Genomic DNA, 24,752 nt, shown 5'->3' with positions numbered 1-24,752 from the left:
CCACTACAGGGGCAAACCCTGTGCCAGCATGGAAAAGTGCTTTGGAATCAAGCACTTAGGCCGCTTCGGCCGGAATTTCCGGGGGCCGGAGGGCGAAAAGGGCCTCAAAACCCCCGTTTTTGTCGCCGAATCCCGACAAGCTCACCGGCCTGCCGAAAAACACCCATATAAATCAACGACTTAGGGGCGTCGCTCGTCAGCGACACCCTCGCCACCCGGAGCGACAGCGTCGGCCTTGAAGTGGCCCGGCGTGAGTTCGTGCTTCTGCAGCAGGCGGTAGAACTCGGTGCGGTTGCGGTCGGCCAGGCGGGCCGCGTCGGCGACGTTGCCGTCGGTCAGTTTCAGCAGGCCGACCAGGTATTCGCGCTCGAAACGCTGCTTGGCCTCGGCATAGGTCTGGACCTCCACGGTCGGCACCCGCAGCGCGCGCTGCACCAGCGCCAGCGGGATCAGCGGCGAGCTCGACAGCGCGCAGACCTGCTCGACCACGTTGTAGAGCTGGCGCACATTGCCGGGCCAGGCCGCGGTGGTCAGCGCCTTCAGCGCCTCGGGCGCGAAGCCCGACAGCCGCTTGCCGTACTTGGTCGAGAGCTTCTGCAGGAAGTGGTTGGCCAGCAGCGGGATGTCCTCGCGGCGCGCTGACAGCGGCGGCAGCGTGAGCGTCACCACGTTGAGCCGGTAATAGAGGTCCTCGCGGAACTGGCCGGCCTCCATCGCGGCATCGAGGTCGCGGTGGGTGGCCGAGATGATGCGCACGTCGACCTCGATCGACTGGCTGGCGCCCAGCGGGCGCACCGCGCGCTCCTGCAGTACGCGCAGCAGCTTGACCTGCAGCGCGGGCGGCATGTCGCCGATCTCGTCGAGCAGCAGGGTGCCGCCGTCGGCCTGCTGGAACAGGCCCTTGTGGTTGGCGTGGGCGTCGGTGAAGGCGCCCTTCATGTGGCCGAACAGCTCGGACTCGAGCAGCGCCTCGGGGATGGCGCCGCAGTTGACCGCCACGAAGGGCTTGTCGGCGCGCGCGCTGGCCTTGTGGATGGCGCGCGCCAGCATTTCCTTGCCGGCGCCCGAGTCGCCGCGCAGCAGCACCGAGGCGTCGGACTTGGCGACCATGCGCGCCTCGGCCAGCAGCTCGGCCATGCGGTTGCTGCGGCTCACGATGTCGACGCGCCAGCTGTCGTCGCCGGTCTTGCTCGGCACCGTGGCCGGTGCGCCCAGCGCGAGCGCCTGGGCAATCTTGTCGAGCAGTTCGCGCCCGTCGTAGGGCTTGGTCAGGTAGGTGAAGACGCCGCGCGCGGTGGCTTCCACCGCGTCGGGGATGGTGCCGTGCGCGGTCAGCAGGATCACCGGCAGCGAGGGATGGCGCTTGCGGATCTCATCGAACAGCGCCAGGCCGTCGCGCCCGGGCAGGCGCACGTCGCTGAGCACCAGCTGCGGATGCTCGATCTCCAGCTGCGTGAGCGCCGTCTCGGCCGAGGTCACGGCCGTGACCTGGTAGCCCGCCGAGCTCAGCCGCATCGACAGCAGCCGCAGCATGTCCGGATCGTCGTCGACGACCAGCAGGCGGGCGCCCGAAGTACTCATGGGGTGGACCTGCTTCCGTTCGGTGCCGAGGCCGGTGCCGCGGGCGTGTTGGGCCGCGCGAAGCTGCGCTCGATGGCGCGCAGCGCTTCGATGCGGTCGTTGAGCTGGTCGATGCGGCGCTGGCTGTCGCGCAGCTGCTGCACCTGCTTGTCGCGGTCGTCCTCGACGCGGCGCTGCTCGATGTAGCGCGCGGCCAGCGCGCGCGCCAGCGGCTGCAGCGGCTGGGCCTCGGGCGCGGGATTGGCGATCACGCGCTGCAGCAGGCCCAGCGCGCGCGCCAGGTCGGCCGGCACGCGGGTCTGCGACAGCAGGATCGCGAGGTGCATCTGCGCCGTGGGCGCGTCGCCGGGGTCGCCCAGGCGCTGGATCTCGGCGCTCAGTTCGGCGCCGCTGAGCGGGCGCATCTTGTCGGCGTAGGCCAGCACGGCGGCCACCGGGCCCTGGGTCATCAGCGTGAACAGCGAGGCCGGCTGGGTGGCCGGCGCCTTCGGCTCGGCCTCGACCGGCATCACGCGTGGCAGCACCGGCGGCGGCGGCAGCGCATCGGCTTCCGCGGGCGGCTTGGGCGGCGCGCTGCAGGCGGCCAGCAGCAGGAGCCACGGCGCGGCCAGCGCAGCCAGTGCGCGGGTGGCGGTGGAGGGGCGTACGGACGAAAAAGACATGGACGAAGAAGGACGACGCGGGGCGTTGGCGATGGCTACGGGGATGTGGGGGCGCCGGGAAGCTCAGGCCGTGCGCGGCAGCTCGATGCGGAAACGCGCGCCGGGCCCCTCGGGCAGCAGGGCGATGCGGCCCCCATGGGCTGCAATGTACTCCTGCACGATGGAAAGTCCGATGCCCGTGCCCTTGACCGCATGCTCCGGTTGGCGTTCGCCGCGGTAGAAGGGCTCGAAGATGCGGTCGCGGTCGCCCTCGGCGATGCCCGGGCCGGCGTCGTTGACGTCGATGCGCACCGCCTCGGGCGTGCCCGAGACCACGAGGGTGATGGTGCCGCCGCGCGCCGAGAAGCGGATCGCGTTCGACAGCAGGTTGGCGATCGCCGTGCCGAGCTTGGTGCGGTCGACCGTGAGCGCGATGCGCTCGCCCTCGGCGCGCACCGTGAGGCCGTGGGCCTGCCACTGCAGCCGCTGCGACTCGATCTGCTCCTCGATCAGCGGCAGCAGCTCGGTGCGCTCGCGGCGCAGCTCGCGCGCCTCGAAGGCGGCCGCGTTGAAGCGCAGCAGCGCCTCGATCTGGCCCTGCAGCGCCACCGTGTTCTGGTTCAGGATCTGCGCCACCTCGAGCTGCGCCGGATTCAGCGCGCCGGTCACGCCGTCCTCCAGCAGCGACACGCCCTCGCGCAGCGCCGCCAGAGGCGTCTTGAGTTCGTGCGAGACGTGGCGCAGGAAGCGCGCCTTGTCGGCGTCGAGCTCGGTCAGCCGCAGCCGCAGCCATTCGAGCTGCTGCGACACGCGCCGCACGTCGGCCGGGCCGCGGATGTCGATCGGCTCGTCGAGCCGGTTCTGGCCCAGGCCGACGATGGCGTGCTCGAGCCGCTTGAACGGCCGCGCCAGCCAGATGCCGAAGGCCAGCGCCAGCGACACTGCGAGCACGCTGGCCGCGACCACCTCGCGCATCAGCCGGCGGCGCGCGTTCTCGATGCGCTTGGCCAGCGCGTCGTTCTGCATCTCGATCAGGAACTGGGCCTGCTGCGCGATGTTGGTGTTGAGCGCGTCGAGGTCGCGGAACTGCATCGCCATCGTGCTCTCGCGCTGCAGCGCGCTGTCGGCGTTGCCGCTCATCAGGCCCTCGATCACGCCGAGCTGGGTGCGCCAGGCCTCGGTGCTGGCGGGCGCCAGGCCGTTCTTCTCGAGCCGCTCGAGCACGCCGTGGGCCTCGCGCGCGGCATCGTCGAAGCGGCGCCGCAGCACCGAATCGTTGAGCACCAGCGACTGGCGCCCGGCGCGCTCCATCGCCGCGCTGCGCTCGGCCAGCGACTGCGCCGCGCCCGACAGCCGCAGCGCGCGCGCCGCGGCGTCGCGGCTTTGCGTCATCAAGGTGTCGTACTGCAGCACCGAGCGCAGCGCCACGCCCACCAGCAGCGCGGTGATCAGCAGGAAGGCGAACAGCAGGAGCTGCTGGAACGAGCCCCGTATCGATCGCTTCGCCATCAGGCGAGCGCCCCGGCGGCGGACGCGCGCTCGCGCGTGGGCACTTCGCCGCGCAGCGTGTAGGCCAGCGAGCGCGTGATGCGCAGGTCGGTCATCCGGCCCACGAGCCGCGCGTCGCCCTCGAAGTTGACGACCCGGTTGCAGGCCGTGCGGCCCATCAGCTCGCTCGCGTCGCGGCGCGAGGCGCCTTCCACCAGCACGCGCTGGGTGCTGCCCACCAGCGCCTCGCCGAAGCGCTTCACGTTGCCGTCGATCACGGCCTGCAGCTTCTGCAGCCGCGCCAGCTTGACCTCGTGCGGCGTGTCGTCGTGCAGCGCGGCGGCCGGCGTGCCGGGGCGCGGGCTGAAGATGAAGCTGAAGCTGGCGTCGAACTGGCAGTCGTCGATCAGCTTCATCATCTTGTCGAAGTCGGCCTCGGTCTCGCCGGGGAAGCCGACGATGAAGTCGCTCGACAGCGCGAGCTCGGGCCGGATCGCGCGCAGCTTGCGCACCGTGCTCTTGTATTCCATGGCGGTGTAGCCGCGCTTCATCGCCATCAGGATGCGGTCGCTGCCGTGCTGCACCGGCAGGTGCAGGTGGCTCACGAGCTGCGGCACCTTGGCATAGGCCTCGATCAGCCGCGGCGTGAACTCGTTCGGATGGCTGGTGGTGTAGCGGATGCGCTCGATGCCGGGGATCTCGGCCACGTACTCGATCAGCAGCGCGAAGTCGGCGATCTCGGCCGTGTCGCCCATGCGGCCGCGGTAGGCATTGACGTTCTGGCCCAGCAGCGTGACCTCGCGCACGCCCTGGTCGGCCAGGCCGGCGATCTCGACCAGCACGTCGTCGAGCGGCCGGTTGACCTCCTCGCCGCGCGTGTAGGGCACCACGCAGTAGCTGCAGTACTTGGAGCAGCCTTCCATGATCGACACGAAGGCGGTGGCGCCTTCCACGCGCGCGGGCGGCAGGTGGTCGAACTTCTCGATCTCGGGAAAGCTGATGTCCACCTGCGGGCGGTCGAGCCGCTCGCGCTCGGCCAGCATCTCGGGCAGCCGGTGCAGGGTCTGCGGGCCGAACACGATGTCGACGTAGGGCGCGCGCGCGATGATGGCGTTGCCCTCCTGGCTGGCCACGCAGCCGCCGACGCCGATCTTCACGCCGCGCGCCTTCAGGTGCTTGACGCGGCCGAGGTCGGAGAACACCTTTTCCTGCGCCTTCTCGCGCACCGAGCAGGTGTTGAACAGGATCAGGTCGGCCTCGTCGACGTTCTGCGTCGGCTCGTAGCCCTGCGCGGCATGGAGCACGTCGGCCATCTTGTCCGAGTCGTACTCGTTCATCTGGCAGCCGAAGGTTTTGATGAAGACTTTCTTGGCGGTCATGGGGAGCTCTTCTATATAGGAGGGGCCCTCGTCTTGCGGAGGGCCGGGCGGACACGGGGCTTTCGTGGCGAAAGCGGCGGGCGTGTCCGCGAAAGGAATGCCGGTGCGGCCGAGGGCCGCTGGCGAGATGCCGAGGGGCCTACTGCGTGTTGACCGTGTCGTTCTGCACGAACGGCCAGATGTTGAGGAAGGGCTTGTTCAGCGATTCGCGGCTGGCGGTGGCTTCGTCGGGCGTGAGGATCCAGACCTCGCGCAGCATGCCCGCTGCATCGCGCGTGTAGTTGACCAGCAGGTTCTGGCCCGTGATCGCGCCGCTCATCACCAGCATGTTCTGGCCGCTGCGGATGCGCGCGCCGGGCGCGAGCCGGTCGGGGCGGCCGTCGAGCATCACGTCGTTGCCGTCGATCACGCGGAACTTGCCGCGCAGGGTGCCGACCGGGAAATTGCGCCCGCCGACCAGCGATTCGTTCTGGGTCTGCGGCCGGGGCACCGCGTCCTGCGCGCTCGCCTGGAGCGGTAAGAAGCTGGAAGTGGCTGCCAGCGTTGCGCAGGCTGCTATGAAATGAAGAGCGTTCGTGGGTGTCTTGCAGCGGTTCATGGGGTTCATCCAGAGGCTGTGGAGCGGGGATTCTAGCGAGCGGGGTGCCTGTCCATCGGTGCTTATCCCGACCGTTTTTACCGGGCGCGGCGCCCTGGCCTTTACTTTTCTTTACGGCGTGGATGGACACTCGGAACCCCCCGCGATCCAATAGCCGCTGTCAGCCCAAAGTGCACAAAAACCCATGAAGAAGAACGCAGTCATCGCCCTCGTGGGCGTGTCGATCGTCGCCGCCGCGGGATGGTGGTGGAGCGGCTCGGGCGAGCGCGCCGCGGCGAAGAGCGCCAAGGGGCCGGTGGCCGCGCCGACCGCGCTGGTCACGCTCGCCACCGCCGTGCGCCAGGACGTGCCGGTCACGGTGCAGGTCAACGGCAGCGTGGTCTCGCTCAACAGCGTGGACCTGCGACCGCAGGTGACCAACACGGTCGACGTGGTGCACGTGAAGGAAGGCCAGTTCGTGAAGCAGGGGCAGTTGCTCTTCACGCTCGACGACCGCAACGACCAGGCCAACCTGGCGCGCGCCCAGGCCCAGCAGAAGCGCGACGAGGCCACGCTGGCCGACCTCGAGCGCCAGTACAAGCGCAGCCAGGAATTGCTGGCGCAGAACTTCATCTCCAAGAGCGCGACCGATGCCACGCTGTCGCAGCTCGAGGCGCAGCGCGCGGCGGTCGCGGCCGACCGCGCCGCGGTGCAGTCGGCCCAGGTGGCGCTGAGCTACACCAAGCTGCATGCGCCGATCGCGGGCCGCATCGGCGCCGTCAACATCTACCCGGGCACGCTGGTGCAGCCCACGCTGTCGCTGGTCACGGTCACGCAGCTCGACCCGATCGCCGTGAGTTTCCCCGTGCCCGAGGCCAACCTGCAGGACCTGCTGGCCGCCGCGCGCACGCGCTCGCGCGTCGAGGCCGTGGTCACGGGCCGCAAGGACACGCTGCAGGGCACGCTCAACTTCGTCGACAACACGGTCGATCCGCAGATCGGCACCGTGCGCGCCAAGGCCGTGTTCGACAACGCCGACCAGAGCCTGTGGCCCGGCCAGTTCGTCGGCACCCGCATCACGGTGCGCACGCTCGAGGGCGTCACGGTGGTGCCCGCGGCGGCGCTGATGATGCTGCCCGAGGGCACCTCGCTCTACGTGGTCGACAAGGAACGCAACGCGAGCCGCCGCAAGGTGAAGACGCTGCATACCTTCGGCACCAGGGTCGCGGTCAGCGGCGTCGAGCCCGGCGAGCAGGTCGTGATCGAGGGCAGCCAGAACGTGCGGCCCAACGGCAAGGTGCGCATCGACGACAAGCCGCGCGGCGACACGCCCGCGACCCCGGCCGCGCCCGGCGGCACCACGGGCGTGACGCCCGGCAGCGCGGCGTCGTCCGAGGGCGTCGACATCCGCTCGACGCAGCGGGAGCGCGCATGAGCCGCCGGGCCGCTCCCAAGGCGAATACCGAAGCGCGCAGCGCGAAGGTCTAGGCCATGAACATCTCCGAGCTGTGCATCCGCCGTCCCGCGATGACGGTGCTGCTGTCCGCGGCCGTCGTGGTGGTGGGCATCTTCGCCTACTTCAGCATCCCGGTCGCGGCGCTGCCCAGCTACAACACGCCCGTCATCAACGTCAATGCGCAGCTGCCGGGCGCCAGCCCCGACACCATGGCGAGCTCGGTCGCGCTGCCGCTCGAGAAGCAGTTCTCGACCATCCCGGGCCTGCAGACCATCAGCTCGGTCAACACGCAGGGCGTGACCTCGCTCACGCTCGAGTTCGTCAGCAGCCGCGACATCGACGCCGCCGCGGTCGACGTGCAGGCCGCGCTCCTGCGCGCGCAGCGCCAGCTGCCGCAGGAGCTCACGCAGCTGCCCTCGTACCGCAAGGTCAACCCGGCCGATGCGCCGGTGCTGTTCATCGCGCTGATCTCGCCGTCGATGAACCCCTCGGAGCTCAACGACTACGCCGAGAACCTGATCTCGCCCACGCTCTCGACCATCGACGGCGTGGCGCAGGTGGGCGTGTACGGCCGCAAGGCCTTCGCGGTGCGCATCAAGGCCAATGCCGACCTGCTCAACGCGCGCAACATCACGCTCGACGAGCTCGCGCGCGCGGTCAACTCGGCCAATGCCAACACGCCGGTCGGCGTGCTCGACGGCCCGCGCCAGACGCTCACCATCCAGGCCAACCAGCAGCTCACGCGCGCGGCCGACTTCGCCAAGCTGATCGTCGGCCAGCGCAACGGCGCACCGGTGCGGCTCGACGAGGTCGCGACCATCGAGGACAGCTTCGAGTCGGTCAAGACCGCCAGCAGCTTCAACGGCCAGAGCTCGATCTCGCTGGCCGTGCAGCGCCAGCCCAATGCCAACACGGTGCAGGTGGTCGACGCGGTGCGCGCGCTGATCCCGCGCTTCAAGGCCGAGCTGCCGCAGTCGGTCGAGATCCAGATGGTCAACGACCGCTCGCTGTCGATCCGCGAGGCGGTGCACGACGTGCAGCTCACCCTGCTGGGCACCATCGCGCTGGTGGTGCTGGTGATCTTCCTGTTCCTGCACCGCCTGGTCGCCACCCTGATCCCGGCCGCCACCATCCCGATCTCGCTGATCGGCGCGGTGGCGCTGCTCTATGCCTTCGGCTACAGCCTCGACAACGTCTCGCTCTTGGGTATCACGCTGGCCGTGGGCCTGGTGGTGGACGACGCCATCGTGGTGCTCGAGAACATCATGCGCTACGTCGAGAAGGGCATGGACCCGCTGGCCGCCTCGCTGCGCGGCGCGCGCGAGGTGGGCTTCACCATCGTCTCGATCTCGATCTCGCTGGTGGCGGTGTTCATCCCGATCTTCTTCATGCCGGGCGTGATCGGCCTGCTGTTCCACGAGTTCGCGGTGGTGGTGGCGCTGGCGGTGCTGGTGTCGGCGATCGTCTCGCTGACCCTGGTGCCGATGCTCGCGAGCCGGCTGCTCAAGCAGGTGCCGCGGCCCGAGGGCGGCGCGCGCCACGACCACGAGGAGGAGCATCCCGAGCCCGGCACCGCGATCGGCCGCGCCTTCGAGCGCGGCTACCGCTGGGTGCACGGCAGCTACATGCGCACGCTCGACTGGACCCTGGCGCACCGCGGGCTGATGCTGCTGATGGCCGGCGCCACCTTCGTGGTCACGGCCTGGCTGTTCATCACGATCCCCAAGGGCTTCTTCCCCGAGGAGGACATCGGCCAGATCCAGATCACGACCGAGGCCGCCGAGGACATCTCCTTCACCGCCATGAAGGCGCTGCAGGACCGCGTGTCCGACGCGCTGATGGCCGACCCCAGCGTCGACTACGTGAGCTCCTTCGTCGGCGTGGGCGGCCCCACGGCCACGCAGAACTCGGGCCGGCTGTTCGCGGTGCTCAAGGCGCGCGGCGAGCGGCCGAAGATGTCGAAGGTGCTCGAGTCGCTGCGCCAGCGCTTCCGCGAGATTCCCGGCATCGCCGTCTACATGCAGCCGGTGCAGAACCTGCGCCTGGGCGGGCGCCAGAGCAAGGCGCGCTTCCAGTACACGCTGCAGAGCGTGAACGCCGGCGAGATGGTGCCCTGGGCCACGCGACTCATGGAACGCATGCGCGCCGACCCCGACTTCCGCGACGTCACCAGCGACTCGCAGAACCGCGGCCTGCAGGCCACGCTGAAGATCGACCGCGACAAGGCCGGCGTGCTCGGCGTGGCGGTGGGCGACCTGCGCACCGCGCTCTACAACGCCTACGGCGACCGCCAGATCGGCAGCATCTACGCGGCCAGCAACACCTACCAGGTGATCCTCTCGGCGGCCGACAACGACCGGCAGTTCGAGGACGACGTCTCGCGCCTGTCGGTGCGCAGCACCACCGGCCGGCTGGTGCCGCTGTCGGCCTTCTCGAGCATCGAGCGCACCGTGGGCCCGACCTCGGTCAACCACCAGGGCCAGCTGCAGGCGGTGACGGTGTCGTTCAATCTCGGCCCCGACGTGCCGCTGGGCAACGCCACCGCCAAGATCGACCGCTTCAAGGAAGAGCTCAAGATGCCGCAGTCGATCATCACCACCTACGGGGGCGATGCCGCGGTGTTCCAGAGCTCGCAGTCCAGCCAGGCCGTGCTGCTGGTGCTGGCGGTGCTGGTCATCTACGTGCTGCTGGGCGTGCTCTACGAGAGCTACATCCATCCGATCACCATCCTCGCGGGCCTGCCCTCGGCGGCGGTGGGTGCGTTGATCTCGCTGAAGATCTTCGGCTTCGACCTCACGCTGATCGCGACCATCGGCATCCTGCTTCTGATCGGCATCGTGAAGAAGAACGCGATCATGATGATCGACTTCGCGCTCGACGCGCAGCGCACCGAGGGCCTGCAGCCGGTGGAGGCGATCCGCGAGGCCTGCCGGCTGCGCTTCCGCCCGATCCTGATGACCACGCTGGCCGCGCTGATGGGCGCGCTGCCGCTCGCGCTGGGCCTGGGCGCCGGCGCCGAGCTGCGCCAGCCGCTGGGCGTGGCGGTGGTGGGCGGGCTGATCTTCTCGCAGGTGATCACGCTCTACATCACGCCCGCGATCTACCTCGCGCTCGACCGCTACAGCGGCAGCGGGCCGATGGTCGACCTGCCGAAGGAAGCGCAGGCCGAGGTCTCGCACGCCTGAGCGAGCGCCGCGGGCTCAGGCGCGCCCGCGCCCCTGCCGCGCCGACGCGGGATCGAGGAACAGCTGGCGGAAGTAGTCGCGCAGCGCCGTCATCGCGGGCGAGAAATCCACGCCCTGTTTCCAGCCGAGCCCGATGTTCATGGTGGGGATCGGGTCGCGCAGGTTGATGGTCTCGATGCGCTTGCCCTCGAGCGACCACGGGCGGTAGACCATGTCCGACAGCACCGTCACGCCGCCGCCGTTGGCGACCGTGCTGCGCACCGCCTCCACCGAGCTGGTGCGCAGCCGCACCTTGGGCTGGTGCGGCGTGCGGCCCCAGTACTTGAGCGCGGTGGCCGCGGCTTCGTCGACCGTGAGCATGATGTAGGGCTCGGCCGCCACGTCGGCCAGCGTGACCTCGGCCTTGTCGAGCAGCGGGTGCTTGGCCGGCACCCACAGCCGGCGCTGCGAGCCGAAGAAGGTCTCGAGCGAGAGCTCGCGCAGCACCACGTTCGAGGTCAGCACCACGCCGAGGTCGTAGCGCCGCGTGATCAGCCCTTCCTCGATCGCCTCGCGCGCCACCTCGTGCACCTTCAGCGTGACCTGCGGATGCAGCTGCTCGAAGCGCTGCAGGTGGTGCGGCAGGAAGTAGCCGAGCACGGTGTAGCTCGCGGCGATGGTCAGCTCGCCCTGCACGGCGGCGTCCTCGTGCGGCATGCGCTGCGCCTCGTCGGCCGCGGCCAGCACCGCGTAGGCATGGCTCAGGAAGCGGCGTCCGCCCTTGGTCAGTTCCACGCCGTGCGGATGGCGCTCGAACAGCTGCTGGCCCAGCATCTCCTCGAGTTCGCGGATCGCGGTGGTTACGGCCGACTGCGAGATGTTGAGCTGCAGCGCCGCGTGCGAGATGCGGCCGGCCTCGGCCACCGCCGAGAAGTACTTGAGCTGGCGAAGGGTCAGGGACATGGCGGGGCTTCGGGGAGTGGATCGGTATCGGCAACGCGGGGCAGCCAGTGCATGGGTTGGTGAAAACCCGATACCGCGCGAGCGCGGTGACGCCAGCGTAGCAAGGCATGCGCCGCTGCGCAGCATCTGTTTTTCAGATACCGAGCGCGCGGAAAACAATGCTTTTCAGCCTTTGGACCGCTCACTAATCTTCGGCCCGTCCATCGAACAAAGGCTGTCACACGTGAACAAGAAGCGGATCGATCTGAACTCCGACATGGGCGAGGGCTTCGGCCCCTGGACCATCGGCGATGGCGTCGACGCGGAACTGATGCCGCTGATCAGTTCGGCCAACATCGCCACCGGCTTCCATGCCGGCGATCCGAACATCATGCGGCGCATGGTCGCGCTGGCGCGCGAGCACGGCGTGGGCATCGGCGCGCATCCGGGCTTTCGCGACCTCGTGGGCTTCGGCCGGCGCCACATCCAGGCGCCGGCCGAGGAACTGGTCAACGACATGGTCTACCAGCTCGGCGCGCTGCGCGAGTTCGCGCGGCTCGAGGGGCTGGCGCTGCAGCACATCAAGCCGCACGGCGCGCTCTACATGCACGCGGCGCGCGACGAGGCGCTGTCGCGCACGCTGGTCGAGGCGCTGCAGCGCATCGAGCCCGGCCTGCGCCTGTTCTGCATGGAGTCCTCGGTCACCTGCCGCGTGGCGCGCGAGCTGGGCCAGCCCGTGGTGCGCGAGTTCTACGCCGACCGCGACTATGACCTGAGCGGCTCCATCGTCTTCACGCGCCGCGTCGGCGCGCTCGACCCCGAGGCGGTCGCGGCCAAGGTGCTGCGCGCCTGCACCGAGGGCACGGTGCGCACGGTCGAGGGCGAGGACCTGGCCATCGGCTTCGACTCGGTCTGCATCCACAGCGACACGCCCGGTGCGCTCGCGCTGGTGCAGGTCACGCGGCGCGCGCTGGCCGCGCATGGCATCGAGGTTGCAGGGCTCGCCGCGCAGGGCTGATCCCCTCTTTCCCTTCCCCGTTTTCCGTTCCGTCCCCAGGAGTGCATCCCATGTCCGCTACCCATGAAGTCCTGAGCCCGCTGCCGGGCACCTTCTACCGCCGCTCGGCGCCCGATGCGCCGCCGTTCAAGTCCGAGGGCGACACGGTGGCCGTGGGCGACGTGCTGGGCCTGGTCGAGGTGATGAAGCAGTTCAGCGAAGTCACGGCCGACGCGGCCGGTCGCCTGCTGCGCTTCGCGGTCGAGAACGCCGAGCCGGTCGATCCGGGCCAGCCGCTGGCCGTGATCGAGACCGCCTGAGGAAGACGACGCGATGACCGCTGCATTCGACAAGCTGCTGATCGCCAACCGCGGGGAGATCGCGGTGCGCGTGATCCGCGCCGCGCAGGAGCTGGGCCTGAAGACCGTCGCCGTCTACAGCGACGCCGACGCCCAGAGCCTGGCCGTGCAGATGGCCGACGAGGCCGTGCGCATCGGCCCGGCCCATGCCAGCAAGAGCTACCTGAGCGCCGACGCCATCCTGCAGGCCGCGGCCCACAGCGGCGCGGGCGCCGTGCATCCGGGCTACGGCTTCCTCTCGGAGAACGCCGACTTCGCGGCGCGCGTCGAGGCCGCGGGCCTGGTGTTCGTGGGCCCGACGCCGCATGCGATCCGCACCATGGGCGACAAGGCGGCCGCGCGCGCCGCCGCCATGAAGGCCGGCGTGCCCACCGTGCCCGGCAGCGCCGGCGTGGTGAGTGATGCCGGCGTGGCGGTCGAGCTCGCGCGCGACATCGGCTACCCGATCATGATCAAGGCCTCGGCCGGCGGTGGCGGGCGCGGCATCCGCGTGGCGCACGACGAGGCCGAGCTGCGCCAGCAGTTCGCCACCGCCACCGCCGAGGCGCAGGCCGCCTTCGGCAACGGCGAGGTCTACCTCGAGCGCTTCATCCGCAAGGCGCGCCACATCGAGGTGCAGATCCTCGGCGACGGCCAGCGCGTGGTGCACTGCTTCGAGCGCGAATGCTCGCTGCAGCGCCGGCGCCAGAAGGTGTGGGAAGAAGCGCCCTCGGCCGCCATCGATGCCGCCACGCGCGCCGCGCTGTGCGAATCGGCGCTGCGCCTCGCGAGCGCCGTGGCCTACCGCGGCGCGGGCACGCTCGAATACCTCTATGACGACGACACGCGCGAGTTCTTCTTCATCGAGATGAACACCCGCATCCAGGTCGAGCATCCGATCACCGAGATGGTCACCGGCATCGACCTCGTGAAGGAGATGCTGCGCATCGCGCTGGGCCAGCCGCTGCGCCTGAAGCAGGAGGACATCCGGCTCGCCGGCGCCGCCATCGAGGTGCGCATCAACGCCGAGAACGCGGCGAAGAACTTCATGCCGAGCCCGGGCCTGGTGACGCGGCTCGCGGTGCCGGGCGGGCCCGGCGTGCGCTTCGACACCCTGATGTTCGCGGGCTGCAACGTGCCGGCCTACTACGACTCGCTGCTCGGCAAGCTGATCGTGCACGACAGCGACCGGGCCGCCGCGCTCGCGCGCATGCGCCGTGCGCTCGGCGAGCTGCGCGTGGAGGGCATCCACACCACGATCCCGCTGCACCGCGCGCTGTGCGACGACGCCGAGGTCGCGGCCGCGGCCTTCCACACCGGCTTCCTCGAGCAGTGGCTCGCGGCGCATCCGCTGGCCGAACCGGCCGCTCCCGTTCCTGCTTCCACGGCCGAGAAGGTGCCCGCATGACCGCCGCTGCCATCCTCCCGGCCCAGGCCCGCTACAGCTTTGGCGGCGACGAGCACCTGTTCGTCGAGATCAGCGAGTCGATGTCGCTGCCGGCCTTCTTCAAGGGCATGGCGATCTGCAACGAGCTGCGCCGCCGCGTGCAGGCCGGCGAGATCGCGGGCGTCACCGAGATCTGCCCGGCCAACGCGGCCTACCTGGTGCGCTTCGATCCCGACCTGATCGCGCCCGATGCGCTGCAGGCCGTGCTCGAGGGGATCGAGGCCGGCATCGGGGAGGCCGACCTGCGGCTTTCGACCCGCATCGTCGAGATCCCCGTGCTCTACAACGACCCGTGGACGCACGAGACCCTGATGCGCTTCCGCGAGCGCCACCAGGACCCGGCCAGCACCGACATCGAGTACGCCGCGCGCATCAACGGCCTCGATTCCGTCGAGGCCTTCATCGCCGCGCATTCGGGCGCGCCGTGGTTCGTCTCCATGGTGGGCTTCGTGGCCGGGCTGCCCTTCCTGTTCCAGATGGTCGAGCGCGAGCGCCAGCTCGAGGTACCCAAGTACCTGAGCCCGCGCACCGACACGCCGCGGCTCACCCTGGGCCACGGCGGCTGCTTCAGCTGCATCTACTCGGTGCGCGGGGCCGGCGGCTACCAGATGTTCGGCGTCACGCCGGCGCCGATCTTCGACCCGGCCCAGCGCCTGCCCTACCTCAAGGAGCTGATGGTGTTCTTCCGCCCCGGCGACATCGTCAAGTGGAAGCCGATCGACCGCGCCGAGTACGACCGCCAGGTGGCGCAGGTGGAGGCCGGCGACTACACCTTGCGCATCGCGCCGGTGTCGTTCTCGCTGCAGGAATTCCTGGCCGATCCCGACGGCTACAACCAACAGCTGCTGAAGGTGCTCCATGGCGATTGAAGTGCTCAAGCCCGGCCTCGCGACCAGCGTGCAGGACGCGGGCCGTCCCGGCTACTACCACCTGGGCATTCCGCTGTCGGGCGCGCTCGACCAGCAGGGCCTGGTGCTGGCCAACCTGCTGGTGGGCAACGACGAGGGCGCGGCCGTGATCGAGAGCACGCTGCTCGGGCCCGAGCTGCGCTTCGATGCGCCCGCCGTGGTGGCGGTGACGGGCGCGCAGGCCAAGGTCAAGCTCAACGGCGCCGAGAGGCCGCGCAACGAAGCCTTCGCGGTGCAGGCCGGCGACGTGCTCGGCTTCGACTTCATGCTGCTGGGCGCGCGCATGTGCATCGCGGTGGCCGGCGGCATCGACGTGCCGCTGGTGCTCGGCAGCCGCTCGACCTACGGCCTCGGCGCCTTCGGCGGCTTCGAGGGCCGCAAGCTGCTGGCCGGCGACCGGCTGCCGGTGGGCACGCCCTCGGCGCGCGCGCGGCCCGGGCGTGGCGTGGCGGCGGAGCTGCTGCCGGTGCTCGCCAAAGAGGTGACGCTGCGCGTGCTGCCCGGCATCTACTTCCACCGGCTGCAGCAGGACTCGGTGCGCAGCTTCTTCGCCGACACCTGGAGCGTGGGCTCGGAGGCCGACCGCATCGGCTACCGCTACAAGAACGGCACGCCGCTGAAGTTCATCGAGCGCACGCCGCCCTTCGGCGCGGGCGCCGATCCGTCGAACATCGTCGATGCCGGCTATCCCTACGGCTCGATCCAGGTGCCGGGCGGGCGCGAGCCGATCATCCTGCACCGCGACGCGGTCTCGGGCGGCGGCTACGCGATGGTCGGCACGGTGATCAGCGCCGACATGGACCTGATCGCCCAGATGCAGCCCAACCACAAGGCACGCTTCGTCGCGGTCGACATGGCGCAGGCGCTGGCCGCGCGCGCCGAGCGACGACGGCGCATCGAGCGCCTGCGCGCCGCGCTCGCCGACTGAGCGCCCGGGCGGCGCGGCCGCCCATCCCTTCCTTTTCTTCCCCGTTGCCACCTAGGAGTTCTTCATGAACAGCTTGCCCCTGCGCGTTTCATTGACCGCCGCCGCCTTCGCCGCCACCGTGCTGTGGCACGGCGGTGCCTCGGCCGCCGACTGGTTTCCCTACAAGGCCGAGGCCACCGAGCCCGCCTTCTCGGCCGAGGGCACGAAGAAGCCCATCGACTACGTGCCGCTGCCCAAGGCCTCGAAGAAGTGGGACCTCTGCGTGTCGTTCCCGCACATGAAGGACGCCTACTGGCTCGGCGTGGACTACGGCGTGATCGAGGAGGCCCGGCGCCAGGGCGTGAAGCTGCAGGTGGCCGACGCGGGCGGCTACACCAACCTCGGCAAGCAGGTCTCGCAGATCGAGGACTGCGTGGCGCGCGGCGCCAACGCGGTGATCATCGGCGCGATCTCGGGCGACGGCCTCAACAACGTCATCAAGGCCACGGCCGCGAAGAAGGTGCCGGTGATCGATCTGGTCAACGGCATCAACTCGCCCGACCTCTCGGCCAAGTCGCTGGTGTCCTTCCACACCATGGGCCAGTCGACCGGCGCCTACCTCGCGAAGAAGCATCCGGCCGGTTCGCCGCCGGTCAAGGTCGGCTGGTTCCCGGGCCCGGCCGGCGCGGGCTGGGTCGAGGCCGCGCACAAGGGCTTCATGGAGGCGGTCAAGGGCAGCGCGGTGGTGGTGCTCGATCCGAAGTACGGCGACACCGGCAAGGAAGCGCAGAGCAAGCTGATCGAGGACGTGCTGCAGGCCAACCCCGACCTGGCCTATGTGGCGGGCACGGCGGTCACGGCCGAGGCCGCCACCGGCATCCTGCGCTCGCGCAACCTCGACAAGAAGGTGCAGGTGCTGTCCTTCTACATGACGCCGGGCGTCTACGAGGGCATCCAGCGCGGCCGCATCGTGGCGGCGCCGGCCGACTCGATGGTGATCCAGGGCCGCATCGCGGTCGACCAGGCGGTGCGCCTGCTCGAGGGCAAGGAGGTCGCGAAGCACGTGGGCCCGAAGATCTTCGTGGTCGACAGCAGCAACATCCAGAGCGTGAAGCAGGCCGACATCCTGCCGCCGACCGGCTTCAAGCCGGTGTTCGAGGTCAAGTAAGGCCCGCGATGCCACCCCTGCTGCAGACCCGCGGACTCGGCAAGCGCTATCCGGGCGTGCTGGCGCTCGACGGCGTGGACTTCGAGCTGCGCGCGGGCGAGGTGCACGTGCTGTTCGGCGAGAACGGCGCCGGCAAGTCGACGCTGATCTCGCTGCTGGCCGGCGCCAATGTGCCGAGCGCCGGCGAGATCCGGCTGCGCGGCGAGCCGGTGCGCTTCGCAAACGTGCACGAGGCGCGGCGCCACGGCATCAGCGCGGTGTTCCAGGAGTTCTCGCTGATCCCCACGCTGTCGGTGGCGCAGAACCTGAGCCTCGGCGAGGAGCCGCGCCGCGGCGGCCTGCTCGACCGCGGCGCGCTGCGCGAACGTGCCCGCGCGATGCTGGCCGACCTGGGCTTCGCGATCGACGTCGATGCGCCCGTGGCCGGCCTCACGCGCGCGCAGCAGCAGATGGTGGAGATCGCCAAGGGCCTGCGCGGCGAGGTCTCGGTGCTGATCCTCGACGAGCCCACGGCTTCGCTGACCGATGCCGAGACGCAGCGCCTGTTCGAACTGGTGGCGCGGCTGCAGGCGCGCGGCGTGGGCATCGTCTACATCTCGCACCGCATGCAGGAGATCGCGCAGATCGCCGACCGCATCACGGTGCTGCGCGACGGCCGCCAGGTCACGACGGTCGAGGCGCGCGAGACCGATGCCGACCGCCTGATCGAGCTGATGAGCGGGCGTGCCATCGAACAGGTCTATCCGCGCATCGCCTTTGCGCCGGGCGAGACGGTGCTCGAGGTCGAGGGCCTGCATTCGCCCAACGGCGTGCGCGGCGCCAGCCTCACGGTGCGGCGCGGCGAGGTGGTCGGGCTGGCCGGCCTCGTGGGCTGCGGCAAGTCGGAGCTGTTCCGCGCGGTCTGCGGGCTCGACCCGGTGAGCGCGGGCCGCGTGCTGTTCAAGGGCCAGCCGCGCACCGGCGCCAGGGTGCGCCGGCTGCTCGACGAGGGCCTGTTCTACCTGCCGCCCGACCGCAAGGGCGAGGGGCTGGTGCTGGGCTTCAGCGCGCGCGCCAACATCACGCTGCCGCTGGTGCACGGCCCGCTGCGCGGCCATGGCGGCTGGCTGCGCAAGCGGCTCGGGCGCCGGCTGTCCACGGCCGCGGCCGAGCGCGTGGAACTCGCGCCGCGCAACCTCGAGCGGCCGGTGGCGCTCCTGTCGGGCGGCAACCAGCAGAAGGTGCTGTTCGGCAAGGGCATGACGCGCGACGCCGCGCTCTACGTGTTCGACGAGCCCACGGTGGGCGTCGACATCGGCACCCGCAGCGCGCTCTACCAGGTGATCCGCAGGCTCTGCGAAGGCGGCGCGGCGGTGGTCGTGATCTCCTCCGACCTGCCCGAGGTGCTGCACCTGAGCCACCGTGTCTACGTGATGTGCCGCGGCGAGATCGCCGGCGAGCTGCAGGGCGACGCCATCGGCGAGACCGCCGTGCTCAATCTCTTCTTCGGTTCCAGCGAGAACAACAAGCCATGACTTCGTCTTCCTCCGTCGCCACCGCCGTGCCTTCGGCACCGGGGCCCGCCGGCCGCGCGCTGGCCCTGCTGCGCGCCCTGTTCCTGCGCCTGGGCGTGCTGCCCTTCATGCTGGCGATTGCCTTCGTGGTGTTCGGCACCCTGTCGGACCAGTTCCTCACGGTGCAGAACCTGGTCAACCTGCTGCGCCAGTCGGTCTACCTGATCCTGGTGGCCATGGGCCAGATGCTGGCGCTGGTGACCGGCGGCTTCGACCTCTCGGTCGGCACCGTGATGGCGATCACCTCGGTGGTGGCGGCGCTGGCCATGCAGTTCTTCGGCGCCGCGCTGCCCGACGCCGCCTGGCTGGCCATTGCCCTGGGCTGCGCCTGCGGCATGCTGGCCGGGCTCGCGGTGGGGCTGGTCAACGGCATCGGCGTGGCCTTCATCGGCGTCTCGCCCTTCATCGTCACGCTGGGCGTGCAGTCGATCGGCTTCGGCCTGGCGCTCTACCTCACGGGCGGCGTGCCGGTGTCGGGCCTGCCCGCGGGCTTCAGCGAGCTGTTCGGCTTCGGCACGCTGCTGGGCGTGCCGGTGCCGATCTGGGTCACGGCGGTCTGCGTGGCGGCCATGGGCGTGCTCATGGGCCGCATGCCGACCGGCACCCACCTGCTGGCCGTGGGCGGCAATGCCAAGGCGGCGGCGCTGTCGGGCATCGACACCCGGCGCGTGCTGCTCGTGGCCTACCTGCTGTGCGCGGGCCTCGCGGCCGTCAGCGGCCTGCTGCTGACCGCGCGCGTCGAGACCGGCGAGGCCAACCTCGGCGGCACCGTGGCGCTGGAATCGATCGCGGCCTGCGTGATCGCCGGCGTGAGCCTGCGCGGCGGCATGGGCCGGGTGCCGAACGTGGTGATGGGCGCGATCTTCATCGGCCTGGTGCAGAACGGCATGAACCTCGCGAGCGTGGGTTCGTACCTGCAGATGGTGGTGCTGGGCGCGTTGCTGATCGTGGCGGTGGTGGCCGACCAGTTGCGCCACCGGATGGTGGCGCCCGGCTCGCACTGACGCACTGAGCTAGTTGGCGAACTCGTCGCGCGGCCCGCCCTCGGCCGCGAGGTGCGCGATGTCGCTCCAGCCCACGAGGCTGAAGCCCTCGCTGCTCCACAGCATGCGGTTGATGGCCGCGTTGCCGAGTTGCCAGGTGCGCGGCGCCTGCAGCTCCTGGCGCGTGGCGGCGCGGTAGAGCACGTCCATCACGCCGCCATGCGCGACCAGCGCCACCAGCTCGCCCGTGTGGCGCGAGGCCAGGTCGGCGGCCACGCGCGTGATGCGCTCGCGGAACACCAGCAGGCTCTCGCCGCCCTCGGGTTCGAACTCGGGATCGCGCTCGCGCCAGCGCCTGGCCTGCTCGGGCAGCTCGGCCTCGATCTCCGCGAAGCTCATGCCCTCGAAGCGGCCGAAGGCGCGCTCGCGCAGGCCGGGTTCGGGCCGGACCTCGAGGCCGTGCGGCTTGGCGATCTCGAGCGCGGTCTGCCAGGCGCGCGAGAGGTCGCTGGCGTAGATGACGGCCAGCGGTTCGTCGGCCAGCGCCTGTCCCACGCGCTGGGCCTGCCAGACGCCGGTGGCATTGAGCCCGATGTCGAGCTGGCCCTGGATGCGCGTGTCGACGTTCCAGGCGGTTTCGCCATGGCGAACGGCGATCAGGCGGGTGAGGTCTTCCATGGTCGAAATTCTAGGAGGGCGGCATTTCGGATCGTGCCGCCGCTCCAGGCCCGAGGCGGGCCCTTACTGTTGCTTCTTCGCCGTGGGCAGCTCGATGTTGACGCGCCGCACGCCCTCGGGCGGCTTCGGGAAGCCCTGCAGCGCGGCCTGGAACATCACCGGCAGCACCGCCGCGCTCGCGGTGTAGGGGCCGTCGTTGCGCGCGCGGGTCTCGTAGACCACGCGGTTGCTGCCGAGCTCGCGCAGCACCACGCCGACCTCGCGCTCGTACCAGGGGTTCGAGGCCTGCGGAACGATCGGCGCGCCATACCAGCCGCCGCCGTACCAGCGCCGGCCGTAGCCGTAGGGGCCGTAGCCATAGCCGTAGCCGAAGGGGCCGTCCCAGAGCCAGGGATCGGCCCAGGGCGACAGCGTGGTGGTCACGCGGGCGCTGATCTGCGCCGTGTAGCGCGGGTTGGCGTCGTCGCGGCGCAGGCCGACCTGCTCGAGCGCGGCGGCGGCCATGGCCTCGAGCGAGGCCTGGCGCTCGCTGTTGGCCTGCTGCGAGGGCAGGCGCTCGAAGCGGTAGGTGGCGCCGGCGGGAACGGTGTCGATGGCGGAGAAGCTCTTCACGTCGCTGTCGACCACCCAGGAGGTGGCGCAGCCGGACAGGGTTGCTACCAAAAGAAGAGCGAAGAAGGCGCGTTTCATGAGGGTCTCCGGGCCGGTGGGCCCCAAATTCCCCTGGGTAGCCGGATCAGCCCTGGACGATGCGCAGGGCGGCGGGTGCCTGGGAGAGCGGGTCGAAGGAGGGCGTGTCGAAGGCCTTGTCGCCGTTCTCGTCGGCCACGCCCGTCGGCTTCAGACCCTTGAAGTCGTGCAGCGTTCCGTCGAGCAGGTGCGAAGGCACCACGTTCTGCATCGCGCTGAACATGTTCTCGATGCGCCCCGGGTACTTGCGCTCCCATTCGCGCAGCATCTCGCCGACCTGCTTGCGCTGCAGGTTCTCCTGGCTGCCGCACAGCGTGCACGGAATGATCGGGAATTCGCGGTGCTGGGCCCAGCGCACCAGGTCCTTCTCGGCCACGTAGGCCAGCGGCCGGATCACCACGTGGCGGCCATCGTCGCTCACCAGCTTCGGCGGCATGCTCTTGAGCTTGGCCGCGAAGAACATGTTGAGGAAGAAGGTCTGCAGCATGTCGTCGCGGTGGTGGCCCAGCGCGACCTTGGTGGCGCCCAGCTCGTCGGCCACGCGGTAGAGGATGCCGCGGCGCAGCCGGCTGCACAGGCCGCAGGTGGTCTTGCCCTCGGGGATCACGCGCTTGACGATGCTGTAGGTGTCCTGGTTCTCGATGTGGAAGGCCACGCCGAGATCGCTCAGGTACTTCGGCAGCACTTCCTCGGGGAAGCCGGGCTGCTTCTGGTCGAGGTTGACCGCGACGATGTCGAAGTGGATCGGCGCGCGCGCCTTGAGCTTGAGCAGGATGTCGAGCAGGCCGTAGCTGTCCTTGCCGCCCGACACGCAGACCATGACCTTGTCGCCTTCCTCGATCATGTTGTAGTCGACGATGGCGCGGCCCACCTCGCGGCACAGGCGTTTCTCGAGCTTGTGCGTTTCGCGCTCGATCTTCATCGAGTTGGCGGGCGGGGGCGAGGCGGAGGCGTCGGCGACGGGCGCCTCGTCGATCCAGACGGCGTTCATGGCAAAAGGGCTGCCCGGGGCAGCAAAAAACGGGGGAAGGGGGCGATTTTGCCCCGGATCACCATTCCCCGGCTTCGATGCGGATCGCGACCTCGCAGTCCTCGAAGATCTCGAGCTTGGCGATCTTCACGCGCACGCCCAGCACGCCGGGCAGCTGCAGCAGGCGCTGCGCGAGCTTGCCGATCAGGCTTTCGAGCAGGTTCACGTGCTCGGCGGTGCACTCGTCGATGATGATCCGGCGCACCTTGCGGTAGTCGAGCACGTGGAAGATGTCGTCGTCCTTGGGCAGCAGCGGCTGCGGGCCGAGGTTGAGCTCGGCATCGACCTGGATCGGCTGCGGCGCGACCTTCTCCTGCTCGAGGATGCCGAGGTTGGCGTCGAAGCGCAGGCCGTTGAGGGTGAGCGTCTGGCGCCCGAGGGGGGTGGTGGGTGACATCGGGTGGTGCTCGAAAAAGGGTGCCGCGGGCGGCGGGTTCAGCTCACATGTGCGAGAAATCGCGCTCGAACTTCATCAGGTGCTGGCCGCCGTCCACCAGCAGCGTGGTGCCGGTGATCGAGCCGTTCTCGAGCGCGAAGCGCACGGTGGCGGCCACGTCGGCCGGCGTGGACGAGCGCCCCAGCGGCGACAGCTTGTGCAGCTGCGCGAACTTGTCGTCGTCGTGCATGTGGCTCGGCAGCGTGAGGCCGGGCGCCACGCCCACCACGCGCACGCGCGGCGCGAGCGCCAGCGCCAGCATCGGCGTGGCGGCCTCGAGCGCGGCCTTGGAGAGCGTGTAGCTGAGGAAATCGGGGTTGGTGTTCCACAGCTTCTGGTCGAGCATGTGGACCACCGCGCCGGTGAGCGTGCCTTCTGGATCGCGCTGCGCGAGGTGCGCGTGCAGCGCCTGCGCCAGCACGATCGCGGCCCCCGTGTTGCCACGCGCATGGCGGTCCATCAGCGCGTAGCTGAAGCTGGCCGCGTCGTCGTGTTCGAACAGCGCGGCGCTGTGCACCACCGCGTCGACCCGGCCGAAGTGCGCCGCCACCTGCGGCAGCAGCGCGCGCGTGGCGGCCTCGTCGAGCAGGTCGGCGCCGAAGGCGTGGGCCTCGCCCGCGAGCGCGGCGCAGTCGGCCACCGTCTGCTCGGCCTCGGCGCGCGACTGGCGGAAATGCACCGCCACGCGCCAGCCGCCCGCGGCTAGCGCCAGCGCGATCTCGCGTCCCAGCCGCTTGCCCGCGCCCGTGACGAGGACGGTGCGGCGCTCGGGGGCCGGGGCGGTGGAGGAGGGCGCGGCGCTCATGCGGAAGGTGGGGGCTGGAGGATGCGAGGAGAATCGGTGCCCGTGACGACACAGACCCACAGCAGTTTACCCATCGCCCTCGACACCCTGATCGCCCGCGCCGTCGAGCGCGCCGGCGGCTGGATCGGCTTCGACCGCTTCATGGCGCTCGCGCTCTATGCGCCGGGGCTCGGCTACTACGCCAACAGCCTCGCCAAGTTCGGCCAGATGCCCGAGTCGGGCAGCGACTTCGTGACCGCGCCCGAGCTCACCCCGCTGTTCGGCCGCGCGCTGGCCGCGCAGCTGGCCGAGGCGCTCGAGAAGACCGGCACCGCCACGGTGTGGGAATTCGGCGCCGGCTCGGGCGCGCTCGCCGCCCAGTTGCTCGACGCACTCGATGCGCTGGGCCGCAGCGACGTGAACTACCGCATCGTCGACCTCTCGGGCACCCTGCGCGCGCGCCAGCAGCAGGCCTTGGCGCGCTTCGGCGACCGCGTCGAATGGCGGCTCGAGCTGCCCGCGGCGATGCAGGGCGTGGTGGTCGGCAACGAGGTGCTCGACGCGATGCCGGTGCAACTGCTCGCGCGCCATGGCGGGCGCTGGTTCGAGCGCGGCGTGGTGCGCAATGCGGCCGGCGACGGCTGGGCCTGGGCCGACCGCGAGACCGATCTGCGGCCGCCGGTCGAGGTGCCGGGCGAGCACGACTACCTGACCGAGATCCATCCCCAGGCCAAGGCCTTCGTCGCGACCCTGGCGGACCGGCTCGAGCGCGGGGCCGCCTTCTTGATCGACTACGGCTTTCCCGAGAGCGAGTACTACCACCCGCAGCGGCACATGGGGACGGTGATGTGCCACCGGGCGCATCGGGCGGATGGGGATCCGCTGTCCGACGTGGGGCTGAAGGACATCACTGCGCATGTGGACTTCACGGGGGTTGCCTTGGCTGGGCAGGAGGCGGGGTTGGCTGTGTTGGGGTATGCGAGTCAGGCGCGGTTTTTGTTGAACTGCGGGCTGGTTTCTTTGATGGAGACGGCTTCTGTGGGGGAGAGGGCCATGGGGGCTCGGTTGGTGCATGAGCATGAGATGGGGGAGTTGTTCAAGGTGGTGGGGTTTGCTGTGGGGGAGGGGTGGGAGGCTTTGGGGTTTGTTGAAGGGGATCGGAGTCATACGCTCTGATTTCTTGCGGCTGTTGACTTTGGGTAGGTTGTCGGCCGGGTCTCGCCCCGGCGGGCGAGTCACTTTCTTTTGCTTCGCCAAAAGAAAGTAACCAAAGAAAAGGCGACCCACTGTCTGCGACCCTCCGCTTCGCTACGGGCAACCTGCGGTGCTCGCGTTTCGCGGGGTCTCGCAGAACTCGCTCCGCTGCGCTGCGCTCAAACAGCTGCGAGCCCTTATCCGCGAAACGCTGCGCTCCTCGGCGCAGCCAGAGGGGTGGTTCGGGCCGTCGCTGCGCTCGGCCGCAGATACCCGACGAGCCTTCGCTTCGCTCGGCCTTGAAAGAAGACCCGGAGCGGAAGCACTCCTGCAACCCACACAAGGACGCGCCACGGCGCGTTGACCCTAATCCCCTCTGGCTGTGCCGAGGAGCGCAGGAGAAAGCGGGAT

At 70.0% G+C, this 24,752-nt stretch carries 22 protein-coding genes; 11 read left to right on the top strand and 11 right to left on the bottom strand.

Features of this window, described 5'->3' with window-relative positions; genetic code table 11:
- Positions 1-180 precede the first annotated feature (180 nt).
- From AC07RV_RS22200 to AC07RV_RS22180, 5 genes are all read right to left on the bottom strand, one after another.
- Positions 181-1,581, bottom strand: a complete 1,401-nt coding sequence (locus tag AC07RV_RS22200) for a sigma 54-interacting transcriptional regulator (protein WP_093353476.1) — start codon at positions 1,579-1,581, stop codon at positions 181-183.
- Positions 1,578-2,243 (bottom strand): hypothetical protein, encoded by a 666-nt coding sequence (locus AC07RV_RS22195; protein WP_296780767.1) that lies wholly within the window; start codon positions 2,241-2,243, stop codon positions 1,578-1,580. Before AC07RV_RS22195 ends, AC07RV_RS22200 begins: the two co-directional genes overlap by 4 nt.
- Before the next feature lie 63 nt (positions 2,244-2,306).
- Complete coding sequence (locus tag AC07RV_RS22190; RefSeq protein ID WP_093353484.1) at positions 2,307-3,731, bottom strand: sensor histidine kinase; 1,425 nt, start codon at positions 3,729-3,731, stop codon at positions 2,307-2,309.
- Positions 3,731-5,089 (bottom strand): tRNA (N6-isopentenyl adenosine(37)-C2)-methylthiotransferase MiaB, encoded by a 1,359-nt coding sequence (miaB, locus tag AC07RV_RS22185; protein ID WP_296780763.1) that lies wholly within the window; start codon positions 5,087-5,089, stop codon positions 3,731-3,733. The genes AC07RV_RS22190 and miaB overlap by 1 nt, the downstream gene beginning before the upstream one ends.
- A gap of 139 nt (positions 5,090-5,228) precedes the next feature.
- Positions 5,229-5,579: a hypothetical protein gene (locus AC07RV_RS22180; protein WP_296780761.1), complete on the bottom strand. Its 351-nt coding sequence runs from the start codon at positions 5,577-5,579 to the stop codon at positions 5,229-5,231.
- 292 nt (positions 5,580-5,871) lie between these two features.
- Here AC07RV_RS22180 and AC07RV_RS22175 point away from each other — a divergent pair, with 292 nt between their 5' ends.
- Both AC07RV_RS22175 and AC07RV_RS22170 read left to right on the top strand, forming a co-directional pair.
- The gene (locus AC07RV_RS22175; protein ID WP_296780758.1) at positions 5,872-7,101 is read left to right on the top strand and encodes an efflux RND transporter periplasmic adaptor subunit; all 1,230 of its coding nucleotides are present in this window, start codon (positions 5,872-5,874) and stop codon (positions 7,099-7,101) included.
- 56 nt (positions 7,102-7,157) lie between these two features.
- Positions 7,158-10,307 (top strand): efflux RND transporter permease subunit, encoded by a 3,150-nt coding sequence (locus AC07RV_RS22170; protein WP_057591120.1) that lies wholly within the window; start codon positions 7,158-7,160, stop codon positions 10,305-10,307.
- 15 nt (positions 10,308-10,322) lie between these two features.
- Here AC07RV_RS22170 and AC07RV_RS22165 read toward each other — a convergent pair whose 3' ends face one another.
- Positions 10,323-11,249 (bottom strand): LysR family transcriptional regulator, encoded by a 927-nt coding sequence (locus tag AC07RV_RS22165; protein WP_296780755.1) that lies wholly within the window; start codon positions 11,247-11,249, stop codon positions 10,323-10,325.
- Between the two features lie 223 nt (positions 11,250-11,472).
- On the opposite strand from AC07RV_RS22165, the gene AC07RV_RS22160 reads away from it, so the two are divergent.
- From AC07RV_RS22160 to AC07RV_RS22125, 8 genes are all read left to right on the top strand, one after another.
- Positions 11,473-12,246 carry a 5-oxoprolinase subunit PxpA gene (locus AC07RV_RS22160; RefSeq protein ID WP_296780752.1) on the top strand — a complete coding sequence of 258 codons (774 nt, stop codon included), beginning with the start codon at positions 11,473-11,475 and terminating at the stop codon, positions 12,244-12,246.
- Positions 12,247-12,296: 50 nt separating this feature from the next.
- The gene (locus tag AC07RV_RS22155; RefSeq protein ID WP_057591117.1) at positions 12,297-12,545 is read left to right on the top strand and encodes an acetyl-CoA carboxylase; all 249 of its coding nucleotides are present in this window, start codon (positions 12,297-12,299) and stop codon (positions 12,543-12,545) included.
- A 13-nt stretch (positions 12,546-12,558) separates the two neighbouring features.
- Positions 12,559-13,971, top strand: a complete 1,413-nt coding sequence (locus AC07RV_RS22150; protein WP_296780747.1) for an acetyl-CoA carboxylase biotin carboxylase subunit — start codon at positions 12,559-12,561, stop codon at positions 13,969-13,971.
- A complete protein-coding gene (locus tag AC07RV_RS22145) occupies positions 13,968-14,879 on the top strand; it encodes a 5-oxoprolinase subunit B family protein (protein WP_296780743.1) in 912 nt (303 codons plus the stop codon). The genes AC07RV_RS22150 and AC07RV_RS22145 overlap by 4 nt, the downstream gene beginning before the upstream one ends.
- On the top strand, positions 14,869-15,846 hold the full coding sequence (locus AC07RV_RS22140) for a 5-oxoprolinase subunit C family protein (RefSeq protein ID WP_057591114.1): 978 nt from the start codon (positions 14,869-14,871) through the stop codon (positions 15,844-15,846). The genes AC07RV_RS22145 and AC07RV_RS22140 overlap by 11 nt, the downstream gene beginning before the upstream one ends.
- 64 nt (positions 15,847-15,910) lie before the next feature.
- Complete coding sequence (torT, locus tag AC07RV_RS22135) at positions 15,911-16,993, top strand: TMAO reductase system periplasmic protein TorT (protein WP_208510535.1); 1,083 nt, start codon at positions 15,911-15,913, stop codon at positions 16,991-16,993.
- Between the two features lie 8 nt (positions 16,994-17,001).
- Positions 17,002-18,507, top strand: a complete 1,506-nt coding sequence (locus AC07RV_RS22130; RefSeq protein WP_296780737.1) for a sugar ABC transporter ATP-binding protein — start codon at positions 17,002-17,004, stop codon at positions 18,505-18,507.
- Positions 18,504-19,550 carry an ABC transporter permease gene (locus AC07RV_RS22125; RefSeq protein ID WP_296741852.1) on the top strand — a complete coding sequence of 349 codons (1,047 nt, stop codon included), beginning with the start codon at positions 18,504-18,506 and terminating at the stop codon, positions 19,548-19,550. Before AC07RV_RS22130 ends, AC07RV_RS22125 begins: the two co-directional genes overlap by 4 nt.
- Before the next feature lie 9 nt (positions 19,551-19,559).
- On the opposite strand, the gene AC07RV_RS22120 is transcribed toward AC07RV_RS22125, so the two are convergent.
- The 5 genes from AC07RV_RS22120 to AC07RV_RS22100 form a co-directional block, all read right to left on the bottom strand.
- Complete coding sequence (locus AC07RV_RS22120) at positions 19,560-20,207, bottom strand: histidine phosphatase family protein (RefSeq protein WP_296780735.1); 648 nt, start codon at positions 20,205-20,207, stop codon at positions 19,560-19,562.
- A 63-nt stretch (positions 20,208-20,270) separates the two neighbouring features.
- Positions 20,271-20,897 (bottom strand): membrane lipoprotein lipid attachment site-containing protein, encoded by a 627-nt coding sequence (locus tag AC07RV_RS22115; protein WP_296780732.1) that lies wholly within the window; start codon positions 20,895-20,897, stop codon positions 20,271-20,273.
- Positions 20,898-20,943: 46 nt separating this feature from the next.
- Positions 20,944-21,888: a tRNA 2-thiocytidine(32) synthetase TtcA gene (gene ttcA / locus AC07RV_RS22110; protein WP_057591109.1), complete on the bottom strand. Its 945-nt coding sequence runs from the start codon at positions 21,886-21,888 to the stop codon at positions 20,944-20,946.
- Between the two features lie 58 nt (positions 21,889-21,946).
- Positions 21,947-22,324 carry a dihydroneopterin aldolase gene (locus AC07RV_RS22105; RefSeq protein ID WP_057591108.1) on the bottom strand — a complete coding sequence of 126 codons (378 nt, stop codon included), beginning with the start codon at positions 22,322-22,324 and terminating at the stop codon, positions 21,947-21,949.
- Between the two features lie 43 nt (positions 22,325-22,367).
- Entirely contained in the window at positions 22,368-23,168 is an 801-nt protein-coding gene (locus AC07RV_RS22100) for an SDR family oxidoreductase (protein WP_093353521.1), read from the bottom strand.
- A 21-nt stretch (positions 23,169-23,189) separates the two neighbouring features.
- Between AC07RV_RS22100 and AC07RV_RS22095 the strand changes: the two genes are divergently transcribed.
- Positions 23,190-24,323 carry a class I SAM-dependent methyltransferase gene (locus AC07RV_RS22095; RefSeq protein WP_296780728.1) on the top strand — a complete coding sequence of 378 codons (1,134 nt, stop codon included), beginning with the start codon at positions 23,190-23,192 and terminating at the stop codon, positions 24,321-24,323.
- Positions 24,324-24,752 lie beyond the last annotated feature (429 nt).

The organism is Variovorax sp. GW821-FHT09B01 (assembly GCF_059418345.1).
The sequence above is the reverse complement of the archived record's forward strand: the minus strand, read 5'-3'. Positions and strand labels throughout refer to the sequence as shown.